Annotated in this window: 19 protein-coding genes and 1 tRNA gene; 12 read left to right on the top strand and 8 right to left on the bottom strand. The window is 67.2% G+C overall.

The window, feature by feature from the left end; all coding sequences use genetic code 11:
- The first annotated feature begins 19 nt into the window (after positions 1–19).
- The 4 genes from PMI02_RS25020 to trxC all read left to right on the top strand — a co-directional run bounded on the left by PMI02_RS25020 (position 20) and on the right by trxC (position 3,088).
- Positions 20–1,006: a TerC family protein gene (locus PMI02_RS25020; protein ID WP_007688335.1), complete on the top strand. Its 987-nt coding sequence runs from the start codon at positions 20–22 to the stop codon at positions 1,004–1,006.
- A 128-nt stretch (positions 1,007–1,134) separates the two neighbouring features.
- Positions 1,135–2,040, top strand: a complete 906-nt coding sequence (locus tag PMI02_RS25025) for a DMT family transporter (protein WP_007688336.1) — start codon at positions 1,135–1,137, stop codon at positions 2,038–2,040.
- A gap of 3 nt (positions 2,041–2,043) precedes the next feature.
- The gene (locus PMI02_RS25030) at positions 2,044–2,592 is read left to right on the top strand and encodes a pseudouridine synthase (protein WP_007688337.1); all 549 of its coding nucleotides are present in this window, start codon (positions 2,044–2,046) and stop codon (positions 2,590–2,592) included.
- A gap of 52 nt (positions 2,593–2,644) precedes the next feature.
- Positions 2,645–3,088, top strand: coding sequence for a thioredoxin TrxC (gene trxC / locus PMI02_RS25035; protein ID WP_007688338.1), 444 nt, complete (start codon positions 2,645–2,647; stop codon positions 3,086–3,088).
- A 21-nt stretch (positions 3,089–3,109) separates the two neighbouring features.
- Here the strand turns inward: trxC and nadA are convergent, their stop codons facing one another.
- From nadA to PMI02_RS25060, 5 genes are all read right to left on the bottom strand, one after another.
- Positions 3,110–4,096 (bottom strand): quinolinate synthase NadA, encoded by a 987-nt coding sequence (nadA, locus tag PMI02_RS25040; RefSeq protein ID WP_007688339.1) that lies wholly within the window; start codon positions 4,094–4,096, stop codon positions 3,110–3,112.
- Positions 4,097–4,188: 92 nt separating this feature from the next.
- On the bottom strand, positions 4,189–4,905 hold the full coding sequence (locus tag PMI02_RS25045; RefSeq protein WP_007688340.1) for a hypothetical protein: 717 nt from the start codon (positions 4,903–4,905) through the stop codon (positions 4,189–4,191).
- Between the two features lie 77 nt (positions 4,906–4,982).
- On the bottom strand, positions 4,983–5,867 hold the full coding sequence (locus tag PMI02_RS25050) for an MBL fold metallo-hydrolase (RefSeq protein ID WP_007688342.1): 885 nt from the start codon (positions 5,865–5,867) through the stop codon (positions 4,983–4,985).
- 44 nt (positions 5,868–5,911) lie between these two features.
- Positions 5,912–6,376 carry a DUF1465 family protein gene (locus PMI02_RS25055; protein WP_007688344.1) on the bottom strand — a complete coding sequence of 155 codons (465 nt, stop codon included), beginning with the start codon at positions 6,374–6,376 and terminating at the stop codon, positions 5,912–5,914.
- A gap of 182 nt (positions 6,377–6,558) precedes the next feature.
- Entirely contained in the window at positions 6,559–6,756 is a 198-nt protein-coding gene (locus tag PMI02_RS25060; RefSeq protein ID WP_007688346.1) for a YdcH family protein, read from the bottom strand.
- 251 nt (positions 6,757–7,007) lie between these two features.
- Between PMI02_RS25060 and PMI02_RS26685 the strand changes: the two genes are divergently transcribed.
- From PMI02_RS26685 to tilS, 5 genes are all read left to right on the top strand, one after another.
- The gene (locus tag PMI02_RS26685; RefSeq protein WP_007688349.1) at positions 7,008–7,163 is read left to right on the top strand and encodes a YdcH family protein; all 156 of its coding nucleotides are present in this window, start codon (positions 7,008–7,010) and stop codon (positions 7,161–7,163) included.
- 153 nt (positions 7,164–7,316) lie between these two features.
- Positions 7,317–9,593: a phosphoenolpyruvate--protein phosphotransferase gene (gene ptsP / locus PMI02_RS25065; protein WP_007688351.1), complete on the top strand. Its 2,277-nt coding sequence runs from the start codon at positions 7,317–7,319 to the stop codon at positions 9,591–9,593.
- Positions 9,594–9,740: 147 nt separating this feature from the next.
- A complete protein-coding gene (locus PMI02_RS25070; protein WP_007688352.1) occupies positions 9,741–10,739 on the top strand; it encodes a helix-turn-helix domain-containing protein in 999 nt (332 codons plus the stop codon).
- Between the two features lie 162 nt (positions 10,740–10,901).
- Positions 10,902–11,870 carry a tol-pal system YbgF family protein gene (locus PMI02_RS25075; protein ID WP_007688354.1) on the top strand — a complete coding sequence of 323 codons (969 nt, stop codon included), beginning with the start codon at positions 10,902–10,904 and terminating at the stop codon, positions 11,868–11,870.
- Positions 11,851–12,831 carry a tRNA lysidine(34) synthetase TilS gene (gene tilS, locus PMI02_RS25080; RefSeq protein ID WP_007688357.1) on the top strand — a complete coding sequence of 327 codons (981 nt, stop codon included), beginning with the start codon at positions 11,851–11,853 and terminating at the stop codon, positions 12,829–12,831. The genes PMI02_RS25075 and tilS overlap by 20 nt, the downstream gene beginning before the upstream one ends.
- A gap of 3 nt (positions 12,832–12,834) precedes the next feature.
- Here tilS and PMI02_RS25085 read toward each other — a convergent pair whose 3' ends face one another.
- Both PMI02_RS25085 and PMI02_RS25090 read right to left on the bottom strand, forming a co-directional pair.
- On the bottom strand, positions 12,835–13,479 hold the full coding sequence (locus PMI02_RS25085; protein ID WP_007688358.1) for a L,D-transpeptidase family protein: 645 nt from the start codon (positions 13,477–13,479) through the stop codon (positions 12,835–12,837).
- Between the two features lie 98 nt (positions 13,480–13,577).
- A complete protein-coding gene (locus PMI02_RS25090; protein ID WP_036505431.1) occupies positions 13,578–14,192 on the bottom strand; it encodes a TetR/AcrR family transcriptional regulator in 615 nt (204 codons plus the stop codon).
- Between the two features lie 111 nt (positions 14,193–14,303).
- On the opposite strand from PMI02_RS25090, the gene PMI02_RS25095 reads away from it, so the two are divergent.
- The 3 genes from PMI02_RS25095 (at position 14,304) to PMI02_RS25105 (ending at position 19,051) form a co-directional block, all read left to right on the top strand.
- Positions 14,304–16,658, top strand: a complete 2,355-nt coding sequence (locus tag PMI02_RS25095; RefSeq protein ID WP_007688362.1) for a TonB-dependent receptor — start codon at positions 14,304–14,306, stop codon at positions 16,656–16,658.
- A 166-nt stretch (positions 16,659–16,824) separates the two neighbouring features.
- The gene (locus PMI02_RS25100) at positions 16,825–17,703 is read left to right on the top strand and encodes an alpha/beta fold hydrolase (RefSeq protein WP_007688364.1); all 879 of its coding nucleotides are present in this window, start codon (positions 16,825–16,827) and stop codon (positions 17,701–17,703) included.
- 52 nt (positions 17,704–17,755) lie between these two features.
- A complete protein-coding gene (locus tag PMI02_RS25105; RefSeq protein WP_007688366.1) occupies positions 17,756–19,051 on the top strand; it encodes an MFS transporter in 1,296 nt (431 codons plus the stop codon).
- A 304-nt stretch (positions 19,052–19,355) separates the two neighbouring features.
- Here the strand turns inward: PMI02_RS25105 and PMI02_RS25110 are convergent.
- Positions 19,356–19,431: transfer RNA gene (locus PMI02_RS25110), tRNA-Thr, on the bottom strand.
- Positions 19,432–19,581: the final 150 nt, after the last annotated feature.

Raw genomic sequence — 19,581 nt, forward strand, 5'->3', positions numbered from 1 at the left:
CCGGCTAGGGCGACATATTATGGAATTCCTCTTCGCCGACTGGCTCGGCACCCCGGCGTGGTTCTGGCTGGCCTTCGCGGCCGTCGTGCTGCTGCTTACCGCCTTCGACCTCGGCGTCCTGCACAAGGACGACCGCGAGATGGGCATCGCCGAATCGCTGAAGCTCTCGGTGTTCTACATCAGTATCGCCATGGTCTTCGGCGCGTGGATCTGGTGGGCCAAGGGCTCGGCGCCGGCGATCGACTACTACACCGGTTACTTCATCGAGAAGGCGCTCTCGATCGACAACGTCTTCGTCATATCGATGATCTTCGGCTTCTTCGCGATTGCGCCCAAGTACCAGTACCGCGCCCTGCTCTGGGGCATCCTCGCGGTGATCGTGCTGCGCGGCCTCATGATCGCGGGCGGCGCGGCGCTGGTCGCCAACGCCCACTGGGTCATGTACATCTTCGCGGCCTTCCTGATCTACACCGGCGTGAAGATGCTGTTCGCGACCGACCACGACCCGGACATCGGCAACAACGCCGCGGTGCGCTGGATTTCGCGCCACATGCGCGTGACCAAGGTCCATCATGCCGAGCACTTCTTCGTGCGTGAGACCGACGCCAAGGGCAAGCTGGTGTGGGCGGCGACCCCGCTGTTCCTGGCGCTGGTGGTCATCAACCTCGCCGACCTCGTCTTTGCGGTCGACTCGGTTCCGGCGATCTTCTCGATCACCACGGACACCTTCATCGTCTACACCTCGAACATCATGGCGATCCTGGGCCTGCGCGCGCTCTATTTCGCGCTGGCGGCGATGGTGCACCGCTTCGAATACCTGAAGTACGCGCTGGCGCTGGTCCTAGTGTTCATCGGCGGCAAGATCCTGATCGCCGACTTCGCGCTGGGCGGGGCTAAGTTTCCGCCGCTCCTGAGCCTTGGCGTGACGCTGGCGCTGATCGCGGGCGGGGTGGTGTGGTCCCTGTGGAAGACGCGGGGCGAGGGGGGCGTGGTGACGCCGGAGTAATCGCCCGTCCCCCCGCCTTCGCGGGGATGACGAAAGAGGGGCTGTGGCGGGGCAGGAGAAGCGCGCTGCGTCACTCCAGCCGCCAATAAGCAGGTGCGCCAGCCGGGTCATGCCGCTACGAGGCGGCGATGAGTACCACCACCGCCGCCCCTGCCGTCCCCGGCCACGACTGGACGCCCCGCCACCTGCTGGCGCTGCTCGTCGCCAACGCCGCGCTGGCGCTCGGGGCGTGGTTCGTGCGTCTGTCGGACACCGGCCCCGTCGCCGCCGGGTTCTGGCGGCTGTCGCTGGCGCTGCCGGTGCTGGTCCTCCTCGCCGCGCGCGAGCCGGCGGCGCAGCGGCGCATGGGGCCGGGCCTTCTCGCGCTCGTGATCGGGGCGGGCGTGTTCTTTGCGCTCGACCTTGCGGCCTGGCACTTCGGCATCGTGCGGACCAAGCTGGGTAACGCCTCGCTGTTCGGCAACTCAGGCAGCCTGATCGTGATGGTCTGGGGCCTGTTCGTCGCTCGCCGTGCGCCGCGCGTCCTGGAGATAGCCGCCATCGCCGCTGCGCTTGGCGGCGCGGGCCTGCTGATGGGCGGTTCGCTGGAGATCAGCCACGACAACCTCGTGGGAGACCTGTTCTGCCTGCTGGGCGGGCTGTTCTATGCCTTCTACATCATCATGCTCAACGGCGCGCGCGAGCGGCTGGGGCAGTATTCGCTGCTGGCCGTCTCGACTGCGGCGAGCGTGCCGGTCATGCTGCTCGTCGCGGTGCTGCTGGGAGAGACGATCTGGCCGCACAACTGGACCCCGCTGATCGCGCTGGCCATTTCCAGCCAGCTCATCGGGCAGGGCTTCCTGATCTACTCGCTGCGTCACTTCACCCCGCTGGTAATCGGTCTCGCGCTGATGACGCAGCCGGCGCTCACCGCGACCGTCGGCTGGCTCGCCTTCGGGGAAACGCTGAGCGCCCTGGACGTGCTTGGCATGGTGCTGCTCGCCGCTGCACTGATGCTTGCGAAGGCGGGCGACAAACCCTCAGGAAAGGCCTGATCCATGGCGCGCCTCATTCTCTTCAACAAGCCGTTCGACGTGCTCGCGCAATTCACGGACCTGAAGTCCCCCACCCCGCGCGCGACGCTGTCGGACTTCATCCAGGTGCCCGGCGTCTACCCCGCCGGGCGGCTCGACCGCGACAGCGAGGGGCTGATGCTGCTCACCGACGACGGACGCCTGCAGTCGCGCATCGCCGATCCGAAGTACAAGACCGCCAAGACCTATCTCGTGCAGGTCGAGGGCGAACCGGACGAGGCGGCGATCGCGGCCCTGTGCAATGGCGTGGTCCTCAACGACGGCCCGACCCTGCGCGCCAAGGCCAGCCGCATTGACGCGCCCGACCTCTGGCCCCGCACGCCGCCGGTGCGCTTCCGCAAGAGCGTGCCCGACTGCTGGATCGAACTCACCATCCATGAAGGCCGCAACCGGCAGGTCCGCCGCATGACCGCCGCGGTCGGTCACCCCACTCTGCGGCTGGTGCGCTGGCGCATCGGCGACTGGACGCTGGAGGGCCTGGCCCCCGGTGAGTGGCGGGAAGTGGCAGCTTGACCTTCACGCGGCGGCGGGCCGTTCCCAGATAGGCGCAAAAGGAGATGATGCGATGACCCAGGACAGCGTGATCGTCGTGTGCCCCACTTGCGCGACCTCCAACCGCGTGCCGACGCAGCGACTGGGCGCTGGCGGCACCTGCGGGAAGTGCCGCAATCCGCTGTTCGCCGGAGCGCCCGTCACGCTGACCGCCGCCAACTTCGACGCCCACGCCAGCCGCAGCGATTTGCCGCTTCTGGTGGATTTCTGGGCCTCGTGGTGCGGGCCGTGCCTGCAGATGGCCCCGGCCTTCACCGCCGCGGCCGCGCAGCTGGAGCCTGAGATGCGCCTCGGCAAGCTCGATACCGAGGCCGAAAGCGCGATCGCCGGGCGCTATGCGATACGCTCGATCCCGACGCTGATCCTGCTGCGCAAGGGCCGCGAGATCGCGCGCCAGTCTGGCGCCATGCCCGGCAGCGCGATCATATCGTGGGCACGGCAGGCAGCGCGGGGGTAGCGCGCCGCCCCGCCGGCGTCCTCAGCGCGCGCCGAGGTCGCCGAGGCCGATGGTGCCGCTTGCCATGTCGAGCATGCGGTCGAGGCTCTTCTTCGCGGCGAGGCGAAGGCCTTCCTCGATCTCCACGCGCGGCTCCAGGTCGCGCAGGGCGAGGTAAAGCTTCTCCATGGTGTTGAGCGCCATGTAGGGGCAGATGTTGCAATTGCAGTTGCCGTCCGCTCCCGGCGCGCCGATGAAGATCTTGTTCGGGATCGCCAGCTGCATCTGGTGGATGATGTGCGGTTCGGTGGCGACGATCAGCGTGTCGCCGGGCATCGTCTTGGCATATTGCAGGATGCCGCTAGTCGAGCCGACGTAGTCCGCGTGGTCGACGATCGTCGGCGGGCATTCCGGGTGCGCGGCGATCGGTGCGCCGGGATGCTGCGCCTTGAGCTTGAGCAGCTCGGTCTCGCTGAACGCCTCGTGGACGATGCAGACACCCGGCCACAGCAGCATCTCGCGGTCGAACTTGCGGCTGAGGTAGCCGCCGAGGTGCCGGTCGGGGCCGAAGATGATCTTCTGGTCTCGCGGGATCTGCTGCAGGATCGTCTCGGCGCTGGAGCTGGTTACGATCACGTCGGACAGCGCCTTCACCTCGGTCGAGCAGTTGATGTAGGTCAGCGCGATGTGGTCGGGATGCGCCTCGCGGAAGGCCTTGAACTTCTCAGGCGGGCAAGAATCCTCGAGGCTGCACCCGGCGTCGAGGTCGGGCAGCACGACGATCTTGTTCGGCGAGAGGATCTTGGCGGTGTCGGCCATGAACTTGACGCCGCAGAAGGCGATGACGTCGGCGTCGGTCTCGGCGGCCTTGCGGCTGAGCTCGAGGCTGTCGCCCACGAAGTCGGCAAGGTCCTGCAGTTCGGGCTTCTGGTAATAGTGGGCGAGGATGACCGCGTTGCGTTCCTTGCGCAGCCGTTCGATCTCGGCGCGCACGTCGATGCCGGAAAGATCGGCGGGCATTACGGTCATGGCATTCCCTCTGGTCGCGTGCTGCGGTCCTTGCGCCGCGGCGGGGCCTATCTAGGCACGAGAGGTCGCGGACCCAAGGGGAAAATGCGCAGTCAGGCGGCGGCGACCCGCCCGGCGAACGCGATCCACCACGGCGATATCGCCAACAGTTCGATCACAACGTGTCCCAGCACGACGGCGAGCATCACCGCCATGGTCGCGGGATGGACCCGCCCCAGCGAGCGGCGGTCGTGCCGCACGACCAGCGCGACGACACCAAGCTGGATCACCATGGCCACCCACTCGCCCCAGGGCATGATGAACGGCATGGGCAGCACGCGGCCGAGGGCTGGCTCCATCAGCAACACCGTCGAGCCGATGATGAGCCGCTTGTGCCAGTCCGCCTGTGCGCGCCAGGCGATGGCGGTGGCCAGCAGCACGGCAAAGATCACCACGCCGACGTGGACGAGCGCGAGGAAATAGGCAGGCGTGAAGAACGGCGGGAAGAAGCCGGCCTGCAAGGCGGTCACGCAGGTGACGCTCGCCAGCACCATGATGAGGGGCAGCATCAACGCGCTCGCCCAGCCGAGCTTGCGGTGGATTTCGAGGCCGACGCCTCGCCCCGCCAGTACCGACTGCGTGCACAGCAGGCCGAGCCATGCGAGCATCGTCATGCCGTGGAGGTGGAAGATCAGCGGGACCTGCGTGTATGGCACGAAGCCGCGCAGCGCGAACTGCGCGAAGCCGAATACGATGAACAGGCTCATGCCGATCGTCATCTTCGCCCAGAACGAAAGGCGCACCACTTGTGCGCCGGCTGTGGTTGCCATGAATTATCCTCCACCCCGTGACGATGGCGGATAGTAAATCTTTCAGCGCTTTTCGGCCAATGCTTGTCGACGAATGTCTAATTCGCCGCGACGAGGCCCCACTCATCTTCGCGGCGCACTGTAACTCCACGCTTTTCCAGGTCGAGCAGGTGGGCCAATACGGAGCGCCCGGCGGCCGGCCACAGGCGTTCGTCCACGCCCTTGTACATAAGTGGCACCATATCCGTGATGCGCGTGACGCCCGATTCGACCTGGCGCAGGATTTGCCGCTCGCGCTGGCGGCGGTGGCCGATCATGCCGCGCACGAGCTGGCGGGGCTTGGTCACCTCGGGGCCGTGGGCGGGGTAATAGACGCTGTCCTGCTCGCGTTCGTAGAGCTTGGTGAGGCTGGCCATGTAGGCGGTCATGTCGCCGTCGGGGGGCGAGACGACGCTGGTCGACCAGCCCATGACGTGATCGCCGGTGAACAGCGCGCCGGTTTCCTCCAGCGCGAAGCAGAGGTGGTTCGAGGTGTGCCCCGGCGTCGCCACCCCGCGCAGCGTCCAGCCCTCGCCGGTGAGCGCCTCGCCGTCGGCAAGCACGCGGTCGGGCTTGTAGCCGGCATCGAAGGACGCGTCGGCGCGCGGGCCGTCATCGTCGAGCACCAGCGCTGCGCAGCCGATGATAGAAGCGCCGGTGAGCGCCTTGAGCGGAGCGGCGGCGGGCGAATGGTCACGGTGGGTGTGGGTGCAGGCAATAGCGACGACGCGGCTATCGCCAATCGCCTCGACCAGCGCGGCGATGTGTTCGGGTTCGTCCGGACCGGGATCGATCACCGCCACTTCGGACCCATCGCCCACGATATAGGTCTGGGTGCCGGTGTACGTGAAAGGCGAGGGGTTGCGCGCCAGCACCCGCCTGACCAGTGGGCCGACACGCTCGGCGAGGGCATAGGGCCTGTCGATCTCGGTGGTAGCGTCCATGCCGCAGATATGGGGGCTTGCGGCCCTCGTGTCGAGATTGGGCCTTAGCCGACCAGCCTGCCCTCGATCCGTTGGCGCAAGCTGTCGATGGCGCTGGGGGCGACAGGAGCGGCCAGGCGCCAGGACTCGTCGAGACGCAGCAGGCGCTCGTAGAAGCGGCGGGTGGTGTCGACCAGTAGCGCGGTCGCGGTGTCGAGAAGGGCCGTCTGCACCGGGTCCGACTGGCGCATGTCGGGCGAGAGGCGGCCGTGGCGGCGCAGCTGCGCCTCGTTGATTTCGCCCAGGAAGTATGCGCGGTGATTGAGCAGCCAGGCGATGGCATGCATCATCCGCGTGGTCGTGCGCAGTCCTTCGCTCGACAGCGCAATGCGCGCGAGGTCTTCGTCGCGGTTTATTCTCTCGATCCGCCCGGACAGGGTAAAGGCGCCGTGCACCTCGTCGGACAGCACGAGGGCCTCGCAATAAAGCGCTTCGAGGATGCGCGGGCTGATCGGGCACGGTGCGGACATGATGCGGTCATATTTCCGAACCGCGAGTCGGCGGCAACTGCCCCATATCCAAAATCCCGCGCAAAAATTCGCCTGTCCCCGATCGGTACGCCTGCGGGCCGAAAAACACCCGCAGGTTTCGCGGGGAAATGGCGCAAGTTTCGGGCCTGACAGCTTTTGAACAGGGCTCGGTTCTGGTGGGCTCAGGCGATAATATCGGGGATCAGGTAGTCGGCGATCTGGCTGATCTGGTCCTTCAGGCGCAGCTTGCGCTTCTTCAGCCGCGCGATCTGCAACTGGTCGCCGGACCCGGCAGCCATCAAAGCATCGATCGCGGCATCGAGGTCGCGGTGCTCGATCTTCAGGATTTCGAGGCGCTTGCGCATTTCCTCTTCGGTCACGCCGGAATTCCTTGCTCAAATAAACGCGCTGGTGCGACCGTCCGTGCGCTGCTCGGGGCAGTGCGCGGCCGAATCCTGCCTGACGCAGGATTCACGCGATTCACCGATATGAAGCAATAGGAGTCTTCGCAAGGTCGGCCGGATGTGGTTCCTTGGGTTTTGCGCCGGATCATCGAAGCCGAGTCGCCAATTCGGGTCACTCGCCATTTAGGTCCACCGCCAGGGGTCCGGCCCAAGAGGAGGAACCATCTATGGATAGTTCGCACGTCAGCGCCCTTCAGCTCAAGCATGCCGGCATCGAACGGCAGATCCACGAGGAAATGAGCCGTCCGGTTCCTGATGCTGCGGTGGTTCAGGCCCTCAAGAAGCGAAAGCTTAGGCTCAAGGAGGAAATCGGCCGGTTCTGACCGCCGATTTGAGCCGCGGACATTTCGCCGCCGGCCATTAGACCACCGGAGAAATCCACCGGTCGAACCGGAGATTCCGATATCACCCACATAAGCTGATTCGACGGCATCCGCTGCGTTCACAAAGCGATCGCTTTGCGTTACGCGTAACAAATGACCAGCGGAGCCGTCGAAGCAGCCCGAACAATCCTCACGCGCCTCCACGAGGTGATGGCCTCGCGCAGCAATGCGCAGTCCAAGCTCAACAACGTGGTGGAAGTGATCGGCGAGAGCCTCGATAGCGAGGTCTGCTCGATTTATCTCCTGCGCGAAGGCATGCTCGAACTCTTCGCCACGCGCGGTCTTGCGCAAGAAGCCGTGCACGTCACGCGCATGGCCGTGGGAGAGGGCCTCGTCGGCACGATCGCCGACCAGACGGGTACGCTCAATCTCGCCGAAGCGGCAGCCCACCCCGACTTCTCGTATCGTCCCGAAACGGGCGAGGACAAGTTCCACTCCTTTGCCGGCGTGCCCATCGTGCGGCGTGAGCGGGCCGTGGGCGTGCTCTGCGTCCAGCACGTCGAGCCGCGCCGCTACGAGGAAGTGGAGATAGAGGCCCTGCAGACGGTGGCGATGGTGCTGTCGGAACTGATAACCAACGCCGACCTCATCGACGAGGAGGACGCGCGTGCTCTCGGCGCCGGGCAGACCGGGCCGGTCCAGCTCCATGGCCTGACCCTGGTCAAGGGCCTCGCGCTTGGCGTCGCGGTGTATCACCAGCCGCGCGTCACCATCGAGCATGTCGTCGCCGAGGACACCGAGGCCGAGCGCCAGCGCGTCATCATGGCGTTCGAGCGCATGCGCGAACAGATCGACCGCATGTCCAGCCAGGCCGAGTTCGGCGTCGGCGGCGAGCACGAGGAAGTGCTCGAGACCTACCGCATGTTCGCCTACGACGAGGGCTGGACGCGCCGCATCAACGAGGCGATCGACAGCGGCCTCACCGCAGAAGCGGCGATCGAGCGCGTGCAGCAGCGCACCCGCATGCGCATGCGCCAGATCGACGACCCGCTGCTTGCCGACCGCATGCACGACCTGGAAGACCTCGCGAATCGCCTGCTGCGGATCGTCTCGGGCCAGCTCGGCACGGCAGCGTCGATGGGCCTCAGGAACGACGCGATCCTCATTGCGCGCAACCTTGGCCCGGCCGAACTGCTCGAATACGATAGACGGCGACTGAAGGGCGTGGTGCTCGAGGAAGGCTCGCTCACCAGCCACGTCGTCATCGTCGCGCGCGCCATGGGTGTGCCGGTGCTGGGCCGTGTGCGGGGCCTGCGCGGTGCCGTGCGCGAGGGCGACCAGTTGCTGCTCGACGCCGACCAGGCCACCTGCACCGTGCGCCCGTCGACCGGCTCGCTCGAAGCGTTCGACGCGCGCTTCGCCAAGAGCCGGGAGCGTCAGGCGATCTATGCCGGCATGCGTGACGTGCAGCCGACAACGCGTGACGGCGCCCGCATCAACGTGATGATCAACGCGGGGCTGCGCGACGACGTCGTCAACCTCAACCTCACCGGCGCCGACGGCATCGGCCTGTTCCGCACTGAGTTCCAGTTCCTCGTCTCGGCGACGCTTCCCCAGCGCGAGAAGCAGACCCGCCTCTATCGCGACGTGCTCGACGCGGCGGGGGATCGCCCGGTGGTGTTCCGCACGGTCGACATCGGCGGCGACAAGACGCTGCCCTACCTGCGCCACGACGACGGCGAGGGCGAGGAAAACCCGGCGATGGGCTGGCGCGCGCTGCGCGTCGCGCTCGAACGCGACGGTCTGCTCAAGGTCCAGGCGCGCTCGCTGCTGGAGGCGGCGGCCGGCCGCAAGCTCAACGTCATGTTCCCGATGGTTGCCGAGCCGTGGGAGTTCGACGCCGCCAAGGCCGTGTTCGACGGCCAGCTCGACTACCTGCGCAAGCGCAAGAAAGTGCTGCCCGAGGCGATCCGCTACGGCGTGATGCTGGAAGTGCCGGCGCTCGCCGAGCAGCTCGACCTGCTGGCGCCGAAGATCGCCTTCCTCTCGATCGGCACCAACGACCTGACGCAGTTCCTGTTCGCGGCCGACCGTTCCAACCCCAAGCTGGCGGAACGCTACGACTGGCTGAGCCCGGCGATCCTGCGCTTCCTGCGCAGGGTGGTCCGCACGCTCGACGGCACCGGCGTGGACATCAGCGTCTGCGGCGAGATGGGCGGGCGCCGGCTTGAGGCGCTGGCGCTGCTGGGCCTGGGCATCCGCCGCATGTCGATCACCCCGGCCGCGATCGGCCCGATCAAGGAGCTGGTAGGCAAGGTCGACCTCGGCGAGATCACCAAGGCCATGGAAGGCTGGATGACGTCGCCGCCGGCCGACATGCGCGCGGCCATGGTCGCCTGGGCCGCCGAGCGGGACATCCCCGTCGACTGAGGCCGGCCGATTTCGGCCGCAATCGGTTGATGCGGAGGTTTACCGCAGAATTTTCGGGCGATTGACTGCCGACTGATTGACTTTGCAGCGTCAGACGGTTTGGTTAGGTCGAGGTCAGGTCGCAACACACATCGCTTCTGGAGCGGAATGGAAAACGTCGAATCCCAAGGTCGTGCGCCCGCGTCGCAAAGCGTCGGAAGCCAGCTTCGCGGAGCCCGCGAAGCCGCCGGGCTCAGCCGCGCGGACATCGCATCGAAGACCAAGGTCGCCGAACGCCATCTCCTGGCCATCGAGGAAGACCGCTTGGGCGACCTCGCCGCGCGGACCTATGCGGTGGGTTTTGCGCGCGCCTATGCCCGTGCGGTGGGATTGAGCGAGAACGTCATCGCCGCGAAAGTGCGCGAACAGCTCGACAGCGAAGTGGTCGAGCGCCCGCAGACCATCACCAGTTTTGAGCCCGGCGATCCCGCACGCGTGCCGACCCGGCGCCTCGCTTGGGTCGCAGCAGCGGGCGTGGTGGTCGCGGTGGCAGTATTGCTGATATTCTGGAGCAGCTTCCTCTCGCCCGAGGGCCAGCTGCCCGACCTCGTCGCCGACAAGGCGGAGACGCCCGGCGGCACATCCGCGCCCGTCGCTTCCGCGCCGCCTCCACCGCCCCCCGTGCCCGCCTCCGGCCCGGTCGTGCTGACCGCCACCGGCGACCAGGTCTGGGTCAAGGTGACCGACAGTACCGGCGCGCAGGTGCTGCAGAAGGAACTGGCAAAGGGCGAAAGCTGGACGGCTCCCGCCGGCGTGCCGGGGCTGCAGCTGCGCACCGGGCGCCCCGATGCGCTACAAGTCTCGGTCGGCGGCAAGGCCTTGCCCCCGCTCGATACGGAGCCGCGCCTGATGTCGGGCGTCTCGCTCGCCGCAGCCGACCTACTGGCCCGCGCCAATCCGGCCTCGGCGGGCAGCACCGTGCCTGTGCCTGCGCCTCCTGCATCCTTGCCGACGACGAACACCGCGCCGGGCCAGCCTCAGGTCCAGGCGCCAACGCGGCGTCCTACCGCGCGCAATGCTCCCGCGGCGACGACGGGGCGAAGGCCGACCGAGGCGCCGACGCCGGAATCGCTGCTGCCGGCTTCGCTTTCCACGACTTCCAACTGACCCTGGCTCGACAGGCGGGGGCTGTTTCGGGCAACACCGCCGGATGGTCCAATTGGTTAATTCCCGGTTCTGCCAGCCGCTGCCAAAGCGGCGCGGCGGAATGTCCGGCACGGAGTTGATTTGGCGATGATACGTACCCTTGGGACACGTCCCCTAGGCGCAATGCGCAGCGCACACTGGCTGGCCACGGCTGCCGCGGCGGCGATCCTCGTCGGCGGGGCGGCTCCGGCCTTCGCGCAGGACGCCAACACCAGTGCACGCCTGAACAAGGTCGAAGGCGAAGTGCGCGCGCTGCAGCGCAAGGTCTTCCCCGGCAACGACGGCAAGTATTTCGAGCCCGAGATCACGACGCGGCCCGCTCCGGTGACAACGCCAGGTGGCCCCGCCAGCACGCCGGTGAGCGACCTGCTCACTCGCATGGACTCGGTGGAGGCGCAGATGGCGCGGCTGACCGCGCAGGTCGAGCAGAACACCAATCGCATCAGCCAGCTCGAGGAAAAGCTCGCGGGCGGTGTTCCTGCCGCTGCGCCGATCCTCGCTCCGCCCCCTGCGTCGCAGAGCAATCTGGATGCGATGAGCGGCGGGACCTCCGCTCGCCCGGCGACTGGCCCGTCCGTCCCGGCTAACACCCCTGCGGCCCGCCCATCGACGCCTCCTGCGGCAACCCCGGCGCCCAAGCCCGTTGCCGCGCCGTCCTCGCGGGTCGAGGCGGTGAAGGCCATCGTCAAGCCCCAGAGCGCGGACGCCGCCGACGACGAGTACAGCTATGGCTACCGCCTGTGGGAAGCGAAGTTCTACCCCGAGGCGCAGCAGCAGCTGAAGCTCTACCTGGAAAAATACCCCAAGCACGCCCGCGCCAGCTGGGGCCGCAACCTGCTCGGCCGGGCCTACCTTGACGACAACAACCCGAGCGAAGCGGCCAAGTGGTTCCTCCAGAACTTCCAGACCGACAAGCGCGGCGATCGTGCGCCCGACAGCCTGCTCTACCTCGGCGTTTCGATGAAGCAGCTCAAGGACACCAAGCGCGCCTGCATCGCGCTTGCCGAGTTCAGCGAGACTTACGCCAGCGAGGCCGCAGGCCGCCTGAGCGGGCTCTACAACAGCACGCGCAGTGGGCTCACCTGTAGCTGATGCGGGCGCTGCCGACCGGTTCCGCGCCGGTCTGGCGGCGATCTGGGCCGAAGGCGTCGATGAAGCGCGCGCGCGGCTGGGCGTGGCCGTGTCGGGCGGGCCAGACAGCCTAGCGCTTCTCCTGCTCGCCAACGCCGCGCTGCCGGGGCGGGTAGATGCGGCTACCGTCGACCATGGCCTGCGCCCTGAAAGCGCAGAGGAAGCGGCGGAAGTCGCGAAGGTTTGCATCGGTCTCGGCGTTCCCCATGCCGTTCTGCGGGTCAAAGTCGGGCCCGGCAATATTCAGGCGGAGGCACGGGCGGCGCGCTACGGTGCGCTGGCGGAATGGGCCGCCGTGCAGGGCCTCGCCGCACTTGCTACCGGGCACCAGGCCGATGACCAGGCGGAAACGCTCATCATGCGCCTCAACCGGGCCAGTGGCCTCGCGGGCCTAGCGAGCGTGCGTTCGCGCGGCGTCGTGCCCGGCTCGGACCTGCCGCTGCTGCGGCCTGTGCTGGACTGGCGGCGCGCGGAACTGGGTGAGGTCGTGCGCGGCGCCGGCCTCATAGCGGTCGAGGACCCCAGCAACACCAACGACCGGTTCGACCGGGTGCGTGTCCGCAAGGCGCTGGCCGATGCTGACTGGCTCGACGTACGCGCCATTGCCCAAAGCGCCGCGAACCTCGCGGAGGCGGACGCCGCGCTGGACTGGATGGCCGCGCTCGAATGGCGCTCCTGTGTCAAAAAGGAGCCGATGGGACTGAAGTATCGCCCGCAGGCGCCGCGCGCGGTGGCCTTGCGCGTGGTTGCCCGGATCGTGCGCGAACTCGACGAGGAGGCGCGCGGCGGCGCGATCTCGCGGCTGGTAGAGAGCCTCGTCGCAGGGCGTCCCGCCTCGATCGGTGCCCTTGTAGCACGGCCCAATTCGGGCGGCTGGAGCTTTGCGAAGGCCCCGGTGCGCGCGGTGAAGCCCGGGAAATAAGGTCTACCCGCCGACGAGGCTGTCGCCCATGCCGACCTGCTTGCCGCGCGTGATGTAGACCTTGTCGCCTAGATGAGTGGTCGCGAACAGCTTGGCGGCGAAGTCGTTGGGCATGCCCACGCAGCCGTGGCTCGCATAGCCGAGTTCGACGTTCGATCCGTGCAGCGTGATGCCGTCGTCGGTCAGGCGCTGCATGAAGGGCATCGGCGCGCCGGTGTAGATGTTTGAGACGTGGTCCCTGTCCTTTTGCGTGATCGGATAGACGCCGAGCGGGGTCGGCTTGTCCTCCGTCCCGAGCAGCACGGCTGTGGCGCCGATCTCGTAGCCGGCGCGGAACACCGAAAGGACGCGCGCCTCCAGGTCGACGGTCACGACGATCGGGCCGGCGGGCACGTTCTTGTCGTCCCAGTGCCACTGCCCGTACTTGATCGGCCCGTTGATCGGTAGGATCCGCTTGATGACGAAGGGCTCGTCCTTCTTTGGAATTGGCGCCGGAGCGGGCTTCGCGGCCGCGACCTTGGGCTGCGTCAGCTTGGCCTCGGCAAGCGAGGCGGGCTCCGGCTTGCCAGGCGATGCGGCGACGACCAGCACCCCGGCGATGGTAGCCAGGGCGACGAAGCCCGAGGCGAGGAGGATGCGCGCGTCCACGTTGATTGTCCGATTCGTTAGGCCGGGTGATCCTGACAGGTCGGCCTTATCATCGCGTAAATGACGGCCCAGCGCCAGTCATGCGGAAGCCATGTCAGCTAACCGTCCTTGCGAGTGATGCCTTCGCGCAGGATCGAGTTCGCCAGTTCAGCCACTTCATCGGCCGAGGCGTCTTCCGACCAGACCGCGTAGCGAAGGCCCAGGAACACATTCATGCCCATGATGGCCCAGGCATGCGCTTCGCCCAGGTCCTCGCGCAGTTCGCCCTTGCGAATGCCTTCGGCGAGGCGCTCGTGGATACGGCGGGCGGTGTTGCGGTAGTGGAGGCGGAAGCTGTCCGGATTGACGAACTCGGCCTCGTCGATGATGCGGTAGATTTCCTTGTGCTCGCTGGCGAAGCGCAGGAACCCGGTGAGCGAAGCGCGTTCGGTCTCCAGCGCGGGCAGGTCCTGCTGGCGGGCGCTCAGCGCAGCCTCGCGGACCTTGCTGCTGAGGTCGTCGACCAGCGCGCGGAAGATTTCGTCCTTGGAATTGAAGTACGTATAGAAGCTGCCCAGCGCCGTGCCCGCGCGCTTGGTGATCGCGGTGATGGACGCCTCGTGGAAGCCGCGTTCGCCGAACTCCAGCGCTGCTGCGTCCAGCAGCTTGCGCAAGGTTCGCCGTCCGCGTTCGGTGCGGGGCGCCTTGTCGGGAAGGGCTTGTCCTGTGGTCATCGCGACACAGCTAGACGGCTCCTTCGGCCTTGGCAAACATTCAAAGTTGAAACATGGTTCAACTATCAATATGAGGGTCGCTAACAAGAAGCGACCATGGGAGAGACTACGATGCGCAAGGCGCGATTCCTCGCGATTTCCTCGAGCATGCTGGCCATTTGCGGCGGGCTGACGACGGTCCCGGCGATGGCCCAGGAAGCCCCACCTGCTGCGCAAAGCCCGGCCGAGCAGACTGGCGGCGACATCATCGTCACGGCCCGCCGCCGCGAGGAACGCCTCGTCGACGTGCCGATCGCCGTCACCAGCTTCAGCGCTGACCAGCTCGAAAAGTCGGGCGCGATCGACGTCACGGAGATAGCCCAGAGCGCACCTAACGTGACATTGGAGCCCTCTCGCGGCACCAACTCGACCCTTTCGGCCTTCATCCGCGGCGTCGGCCAGCAGGACCCGGTCTCCGGCTTCGAGCAGGGCGTCGGCATCTATCTCGACGACGTCTACCTCAACCGTCCCCAGGGCGCCGTGCTCGACATCTACGACGTCGAGCGCATCGAAGTGCTGCGCGGGCCGCAGGGCACGCTCTACGGGCGCAACACCATCGGCGGCGCGGTCAAGTACGTGACCAAGCAGCTGCCGCAGGACCTGTCCGTCAAGGTCAAGGGCACTTACGGCACTTACGACCAGGCCGACCTCGTCGTCACCGCATCGGCGCCGGTGAACGACCTCGTGCGCATCGGCGGTTCGGCGGCGCGGCTGTCGCGCGGGGGCTTCGGCACCAACCTAACCACGGGCGAGGACAACTACGACAAGGACATCTGGGCGGGCCGCGCCAGCGTCGACATCGGCGGCTACGGCGAGCCGGTGCTGATCCGGATCTCGGGCGACTACACCAAGGACAAGTCCAACGCGCGCGGCGGCCACCGACTGATCCCCGGCTACGCCTCGGGCGCGCCGGTGCTGGACGACGTATACGACACGCGCGGCGGCCTCATCGACCCGAAACAGGAGGTCGAGGCTTACGGCCTTGCCATCAATGCCTCCGCCGAACTGACCGACCGCATCACGTTCCGCTCGATCAGCGCCTGGCGCAAGGACGACAGCGCCTCGCCGATCGACTTCGACGCGCTGCCTGCGGTCGATCTCGACGTGCCGGCCTATTACCGCAACGAGCAGGTCAGTCAGGAATTCCAGCTGCTCTACGATGATGGCGGCATGGTGCAGGGCATGATCGGCGGCTATTACCTCGGCGCCAAGGCCGACACCCAGTTCGACACCCGCCTCTTCACCGCCATCAATGGCCTGACCGCCTTCACGCAGGCCAACGTCGACACCGAGACGTTCGCGGTGTTCGGGGACTTCACTTTCGACTTCACCGAGCAGTTCAGCCTCTCGCTCGGCGGGCGCTACACCTGGGACGAGCGCAAGGCGCAGATCCTGCGCCAGAACTACCTCGGCGGGGGCTCTCCGGTGTTCGGCGGGGCGGGCGTGCCGCTCGGCGCCGCCAGCACCGACTTCTCGGGCAAGGCCAAGTTCGAGAAGTTCACGCCCCGCGCCTCGATCAGCTTCAAGCCGAGCCCTGACCACAACCTCTACGCAAGCTACAGCCAGGGCTTCAAGGGCGGCGGCTTCGACCCGCGCGGCGTCGGCGTCAACGCGCCCGCGGCGACGCCGGGCCGCCCGACCGACGCCGAGATTTCCGACTACCTGAGCTTCGAGCCCGAGACGGTCGACAGCTACGAGATCGGCTACAAGGGCAACCTCTTCGGCGGCGTGCTCTACATCGCGGCGGCGGCGTTCCACATGGACTACAAGGACGTGCAGATCCCGGGCTCGGCGGGTTGCACCGTGGGCGGTCTGCCGACGTTCTGCGGCGTCATCACCAATGCGGGCAAGGCGAAGTTCAACGGCTTCGAACTCGAAGCGACCGGCCGCCTTGCACAGGACTTGGCGATGGCGGGTGACCGGCTCAGCCTGTCCGGCTCGCTCGGCTACATCGACGCGCAGTACAAGGAATATATCGCCAACATCGCCGGGGTGCCGACCGACGTGGCGGACAACCGCAAGGTCCAGAACACGCCCAAGTGGACCGGCAGCGCCACCCTCGCCTACAATACGCCGGTGGGCGAGGGCGACGTGAACTTCAGCACGACCTATTCGTATCGCGGCAAGACCTACCAGTTCGAGATCCCCAACCCATACCTCGACCAGAATGGCTACGGCCTGCTGGACGCCAGCCTCGTCTACACCGCGCCGGGCGGGCGCTGGAGCCTGGGCGTCCACGGCAAGAACCTGTTCGACAAGCGCTACAAGACCTCGGGCTACACGTTCCTCGCCGCCAACCCGGTCACCGGAGAGCTGCTGACGAGGCCCAACGGGCAATTCGTGCCGACGCTCGGCACCGAGGGCACGCTGACCACCTTCTACGGCAATCCGCGCCAGGTCTTCGCGACCGCGACGCTGGAGTTTTGAGGGCCAATGTCTCCACCCAAGACTTTCGTCATTCCCGAGAGGGAACCCAGCTGATTTCGGTTCAGATTGCATTGTCATCAGATGGGTCCCCGCCTTCGCGGGGATGACGAAGAACGGGGGCGGTGGACCGGGCTCGCGGTACAGCCGCGCAGGAAAGGGATATCTCATGGACTATCGCGTCCACCGCTATCGCAGTGCCGACGGCCGGCTCGAGCTTGCCGCGCGGGACTATCCGGCGGCGCGCGCCGATGCGCCGGTACTGCTGATGATGCACGGCCTCACCCGCAACAGCGCCGACTTCGAGCCGCTCGCCGCGCGGCTTGCTGGGCGCTACCGGATGATCGTGCCGGACCAGCGCGGGCGCGGCCTGTCGCAGTGGGACGCGGACCCCGCGCAGTACCGCCCCGACGTCTATGCGCAGGACATGCTGGCGCTTGTGGACGACCTTGGCATTACCCGCGCGGCGCTCGTCGGCACCTCGATGGGTGGGCTGATGGCGCTCGCCATGAACGCGCTGCGACCGGGCTTGGCGCAGGCGGCGATCTTCAACGACATTGGCCCGGTGCTCGAACCCTCCGGCCTCGCGCGCATCCAGGGCTACGTCGGCCCGGCGGGCGCCATGGCCGACTGGACCGCGGCCGCCGCGCGCACCCGCGCCATCAACGCCCCGGCCTTCCCGGACTACGGCGGCGCGCAGTGGGACGCCTTCGCCCGCCGGATCGCGCGGGCTAATGCCGACGGCACCGTCTCCTTCTCCTACGACCCCGCGATCGCGCAAGGCTTGGCGGGCGACGATCCCGAGGCGGTGCCGCCCGATCTCTGGCCGCTGTGGGACCTGTTCGATGCCGTCCCGGTGCTGGTGGTGCGCGGCGCGCTCTCCGACCTGCTGAGCGCCGCCACCGTCGCCGAGATGGCGCGCCGGCACGCCGGGCCTTATGCAAGCGTGGAAGTACCGCGCGTCGGCCATGCGCCGATGCTCGACGAGCCGGCAGCGCTGGCCGCGATCGAGGCGTTTCTGGCGGAGCATGCGGGGAGAGGGGCGTGATGGCAGGGCTCACCCGCCCCGCCTTCGCGGGGATGACGAAATGAGGTCGGGAATGAAAATGCAGCCCGTGGACAATGCAGTGATCCCCCCTGCGGCCGCCCGCACCGGAGCCTCGCCCAACCTCGTGCTGGGAATGTTGCTGCTCGTCTATATCTTCAACTTCGTGGACCGACAGATTCTCTCGATCCTCGCGGCGCCGATCCAGGCCGACCTGGGGCTCGACGACGCGCAGCTCGGCATGCTGGGCGGCCTCGCCTTCGCGATCCTCTATTCGACGCTTGGGGTCCCGCTGGCGTGGCTGGCCGACCGCACCAGCCGGTCCTGGGTCATCACCGGATCGCTGGTGCTGTGGAGCCTGTTCACCTCGGCCTGCGCGCTGGCGCAGGGGTTCTGGCACATCTTCGCCGCGCGCGTGGGCGTCGGCATCGGCGAGGCGGGCGGCGTCGCCCCCAGCTACGCGGTGATCGGCGACCATTTCCCCAGCCACCGCCGCGCGCTGGCGCTTTCGATCTATTCGCTGGGCATCCCGCTCGGCTCGGCGGCTGGCGTGCTGGCGGGGGGGTACGTGGCGCAGGCGGTGGACTGGCGTACGGCATTTTTGGTCGTCGGCCTCGCCGGTATCCTGATCGCCCCGCTGTTCAAGCTGGTGGTGCGGGACCAGCCACGCGCCGCGCGCACCGCCACCGATGCGCCAGCGATCCGCTTCGGCGAAGTCGCCCGGACGCTGGCCGGCAAACGCGCGTTCTGGCTGCTGAGCTTCGGCGCCGCTTCCAGTTCGATGCTCGGCTATGGTCTCATGTTCTGGCTGCCGAGCCTGCTCCAGCGCAGTTTCGGGCTCGACCTCGTCCATACCTCGTGGTTCATCGGCGCGGTGCTGCTGCTGGGCGGCTGCGTCGGTGTGCTGGCCGGCGGCGCGCTGGCGGACCGGCTGGGGAAGGGCGACCGCGTCTGGTACGGCCGCGTGCCCGCCATTGCCTTCGTCTGCGCAGTGCCGCTCTTCGCCGGCGGCATCTGGACCTCCAGCGTGCCGCTGGCCTTCCTGATGTTCCTAGTGCCCCAGGCGCTCGCCTACTTTTGGCTCGGCCCGGTGACGAGCGCCGTGCAGCACCTCGTCGAGCCTCCCGCGCGCGCGACTGCCTCGGCGTTGTTCCTGCTCATCAACAACCTCATCGGCCTCGGCGGCGGCATCTACGCGCTGGGCGCGCTGTCGAAGGCGCTGGCGCCGGTGTGGGGCGCGGAATCATTGCGCTACTCGATGCTCTTCGCGTTAGTCCTCTACCTCATCGCGGCCGCACTGATGACCCTCGCCGGGCCGGCGCTGCGCAATGAATGGGTCGCGGAGAAATAGGCAAGGGCTCGGGTTTGCACCGAGCCGCCCGCCAAGCGAGACACATTAAAACACGTTAATTGCATTAGCCGAATATTGAATCGGCAAATCCCGGTGGTAATCACCCAAGATGCGCCGGATTATTCATGTCTTATGTCTTTGGATCAATGGCTTAAGGCGCTGGAATTGCGCGCACGGCTATGCCAGGTGCACGCGCAAGTCTCCCTGCACGGCCTGCTGGCTCGACACCCAAGATCTGAACGCGCGCGGCGGAGCAAGAGCGCCAGGCGGCGCCCGCTCTAGACTGTCCTTCGATGTGCGGAAATGGTGCCGGCTACAGGATTCGAACCCGTGGCCCCCTGATTACAAATCAGGTGCTCTACCAACTGAGCTAAGCCGGCATGCCCTAAGGCAAGTCCGGCGCCCTTACCGCGAGCGGGGGGCGCCGGTAAAGCCTAAACCTTTAGGGTCAGAAAACCGCGTGGGGCGCGTCTTCCTTCATCATGGCCTGACGGACCAGCGGGATCGGCGGGGGGGGGGGGGGGGGGGGG

The organism is Novosphingobium sp. AP12 (genome assembly GCF_000281975.1).
GTDB lineage: Bacteria > Pseudomonadota > Alphaproteobacteria > Sphingomonadales > Sphingomonadaceae > Novosphingobium.

Coding starts and splice junctions, on each gene's coding strand:
- PMI02_RS25020 (WP_007688335.1), top strand. CDS start 20: ATGGAATTCCTCTTCGCCGACTGGCTCGGCACCCCGGCGTGGTTCTGG.
- PMI02_RS25090 (WP_036505431.1), bottom strand. CDS start 14,192: ATGACCACAGGACAAGCCCTTCCCGACAAGGCGCCCCGCACCGAACGC.
- PMI02_RS25030 (WP_007688337.1), top strand. CDS start 2,044: ATGGCGCGCCTCATTCTCTTCAACAAGCCGTTCGACGTGCTCGCGCAA.
- PMI02_RS25105 (WP_007688366.1), top strand. CDS start 17,756: ATGAAAATGCAGCCCGTGGACAATGCAGTGATCCCCCCTGCGGCCGCC.
- trxC (WP_007688338.1), top strand. CDS start 2,645: ATGACCCAGGACAGCGTGATCGTCGTGTGCCCCACTTGCGCGACCTCC.
- PMI02_RS25025 (WP_007688336.1), top strand. CDS start 1,135: ATGAGTACCACCACCGCCGCCCCTGCCGTCCCCGGCCACGACTGGACG.
- nadA (WP_007688339.1), bottom strand. CDS start 4,096: ATGACCGTAATGCCCGCCGATCTTTCCGGCATCGACGTGCGCGCCGAG.
- PMI02_RS25055 (WP_007688344.1), bottom strand. CDS start 6,376: ATGTCCGCACCGTGCCCGATCAGCCCGCGCATCCTCGAAGCGCTTTAT.
- PMI02_RS25070 (WP_007688352.1), top strand. CDS start 9,741: ATGGAAAACGTCGAATCCCAAGGTCGTGCGCCCGCGTCGCAAAGCGTC.
- PMI02_RS26685 (WP_007688349.1), top strand. CDS start 7,008: ATGGATAGTTCGCACGTCAGCGCCCTTCAGCTCAAGCATGCCGGCATC.
- ptsP (WP_007688351.1), top strand. CDS start 7,317: ATGACCAGCGGAGCCGTCGAAGCAGCCCGAACAATCCTCACGCGCCTC.
- PMI02_RS25100 (WP_007688364.1), top strand. CDS start 16,825: ATGGACTATCGCGTCCACCGCTATCGCAGTGCCGACGGCCGGCTCGAG.
- PMI02_RS25045 (WP_007688340.1), bottom strand. CDS start 4,905: ATGGCAACCACAGCCGGCGCACAAGTGGTGCGCCTTTCGTTCTGGGCG.
- PMI02_RS25050 (WP_007688342.1), bottom strand. CDS start 5,867: ATGGACGCTACCACCGAGATCGACAGGCCCTATGCCCTCGCCGAGCGT.
- PMI02_RS25095 (WP_007688362.1), top strand. CDS start 14,304: ATGCGCAAGGCGCGATTCCTCGCGATTTCCTCGAGCATGCTGGCCATT.
- PMI02_RS25075 (WP_007688354.1), top strand. CDS start 10,902: ATGCGCAGCGCACACTGGCTGGCCACGGCTGCCGCGGCGGCGATCCTC.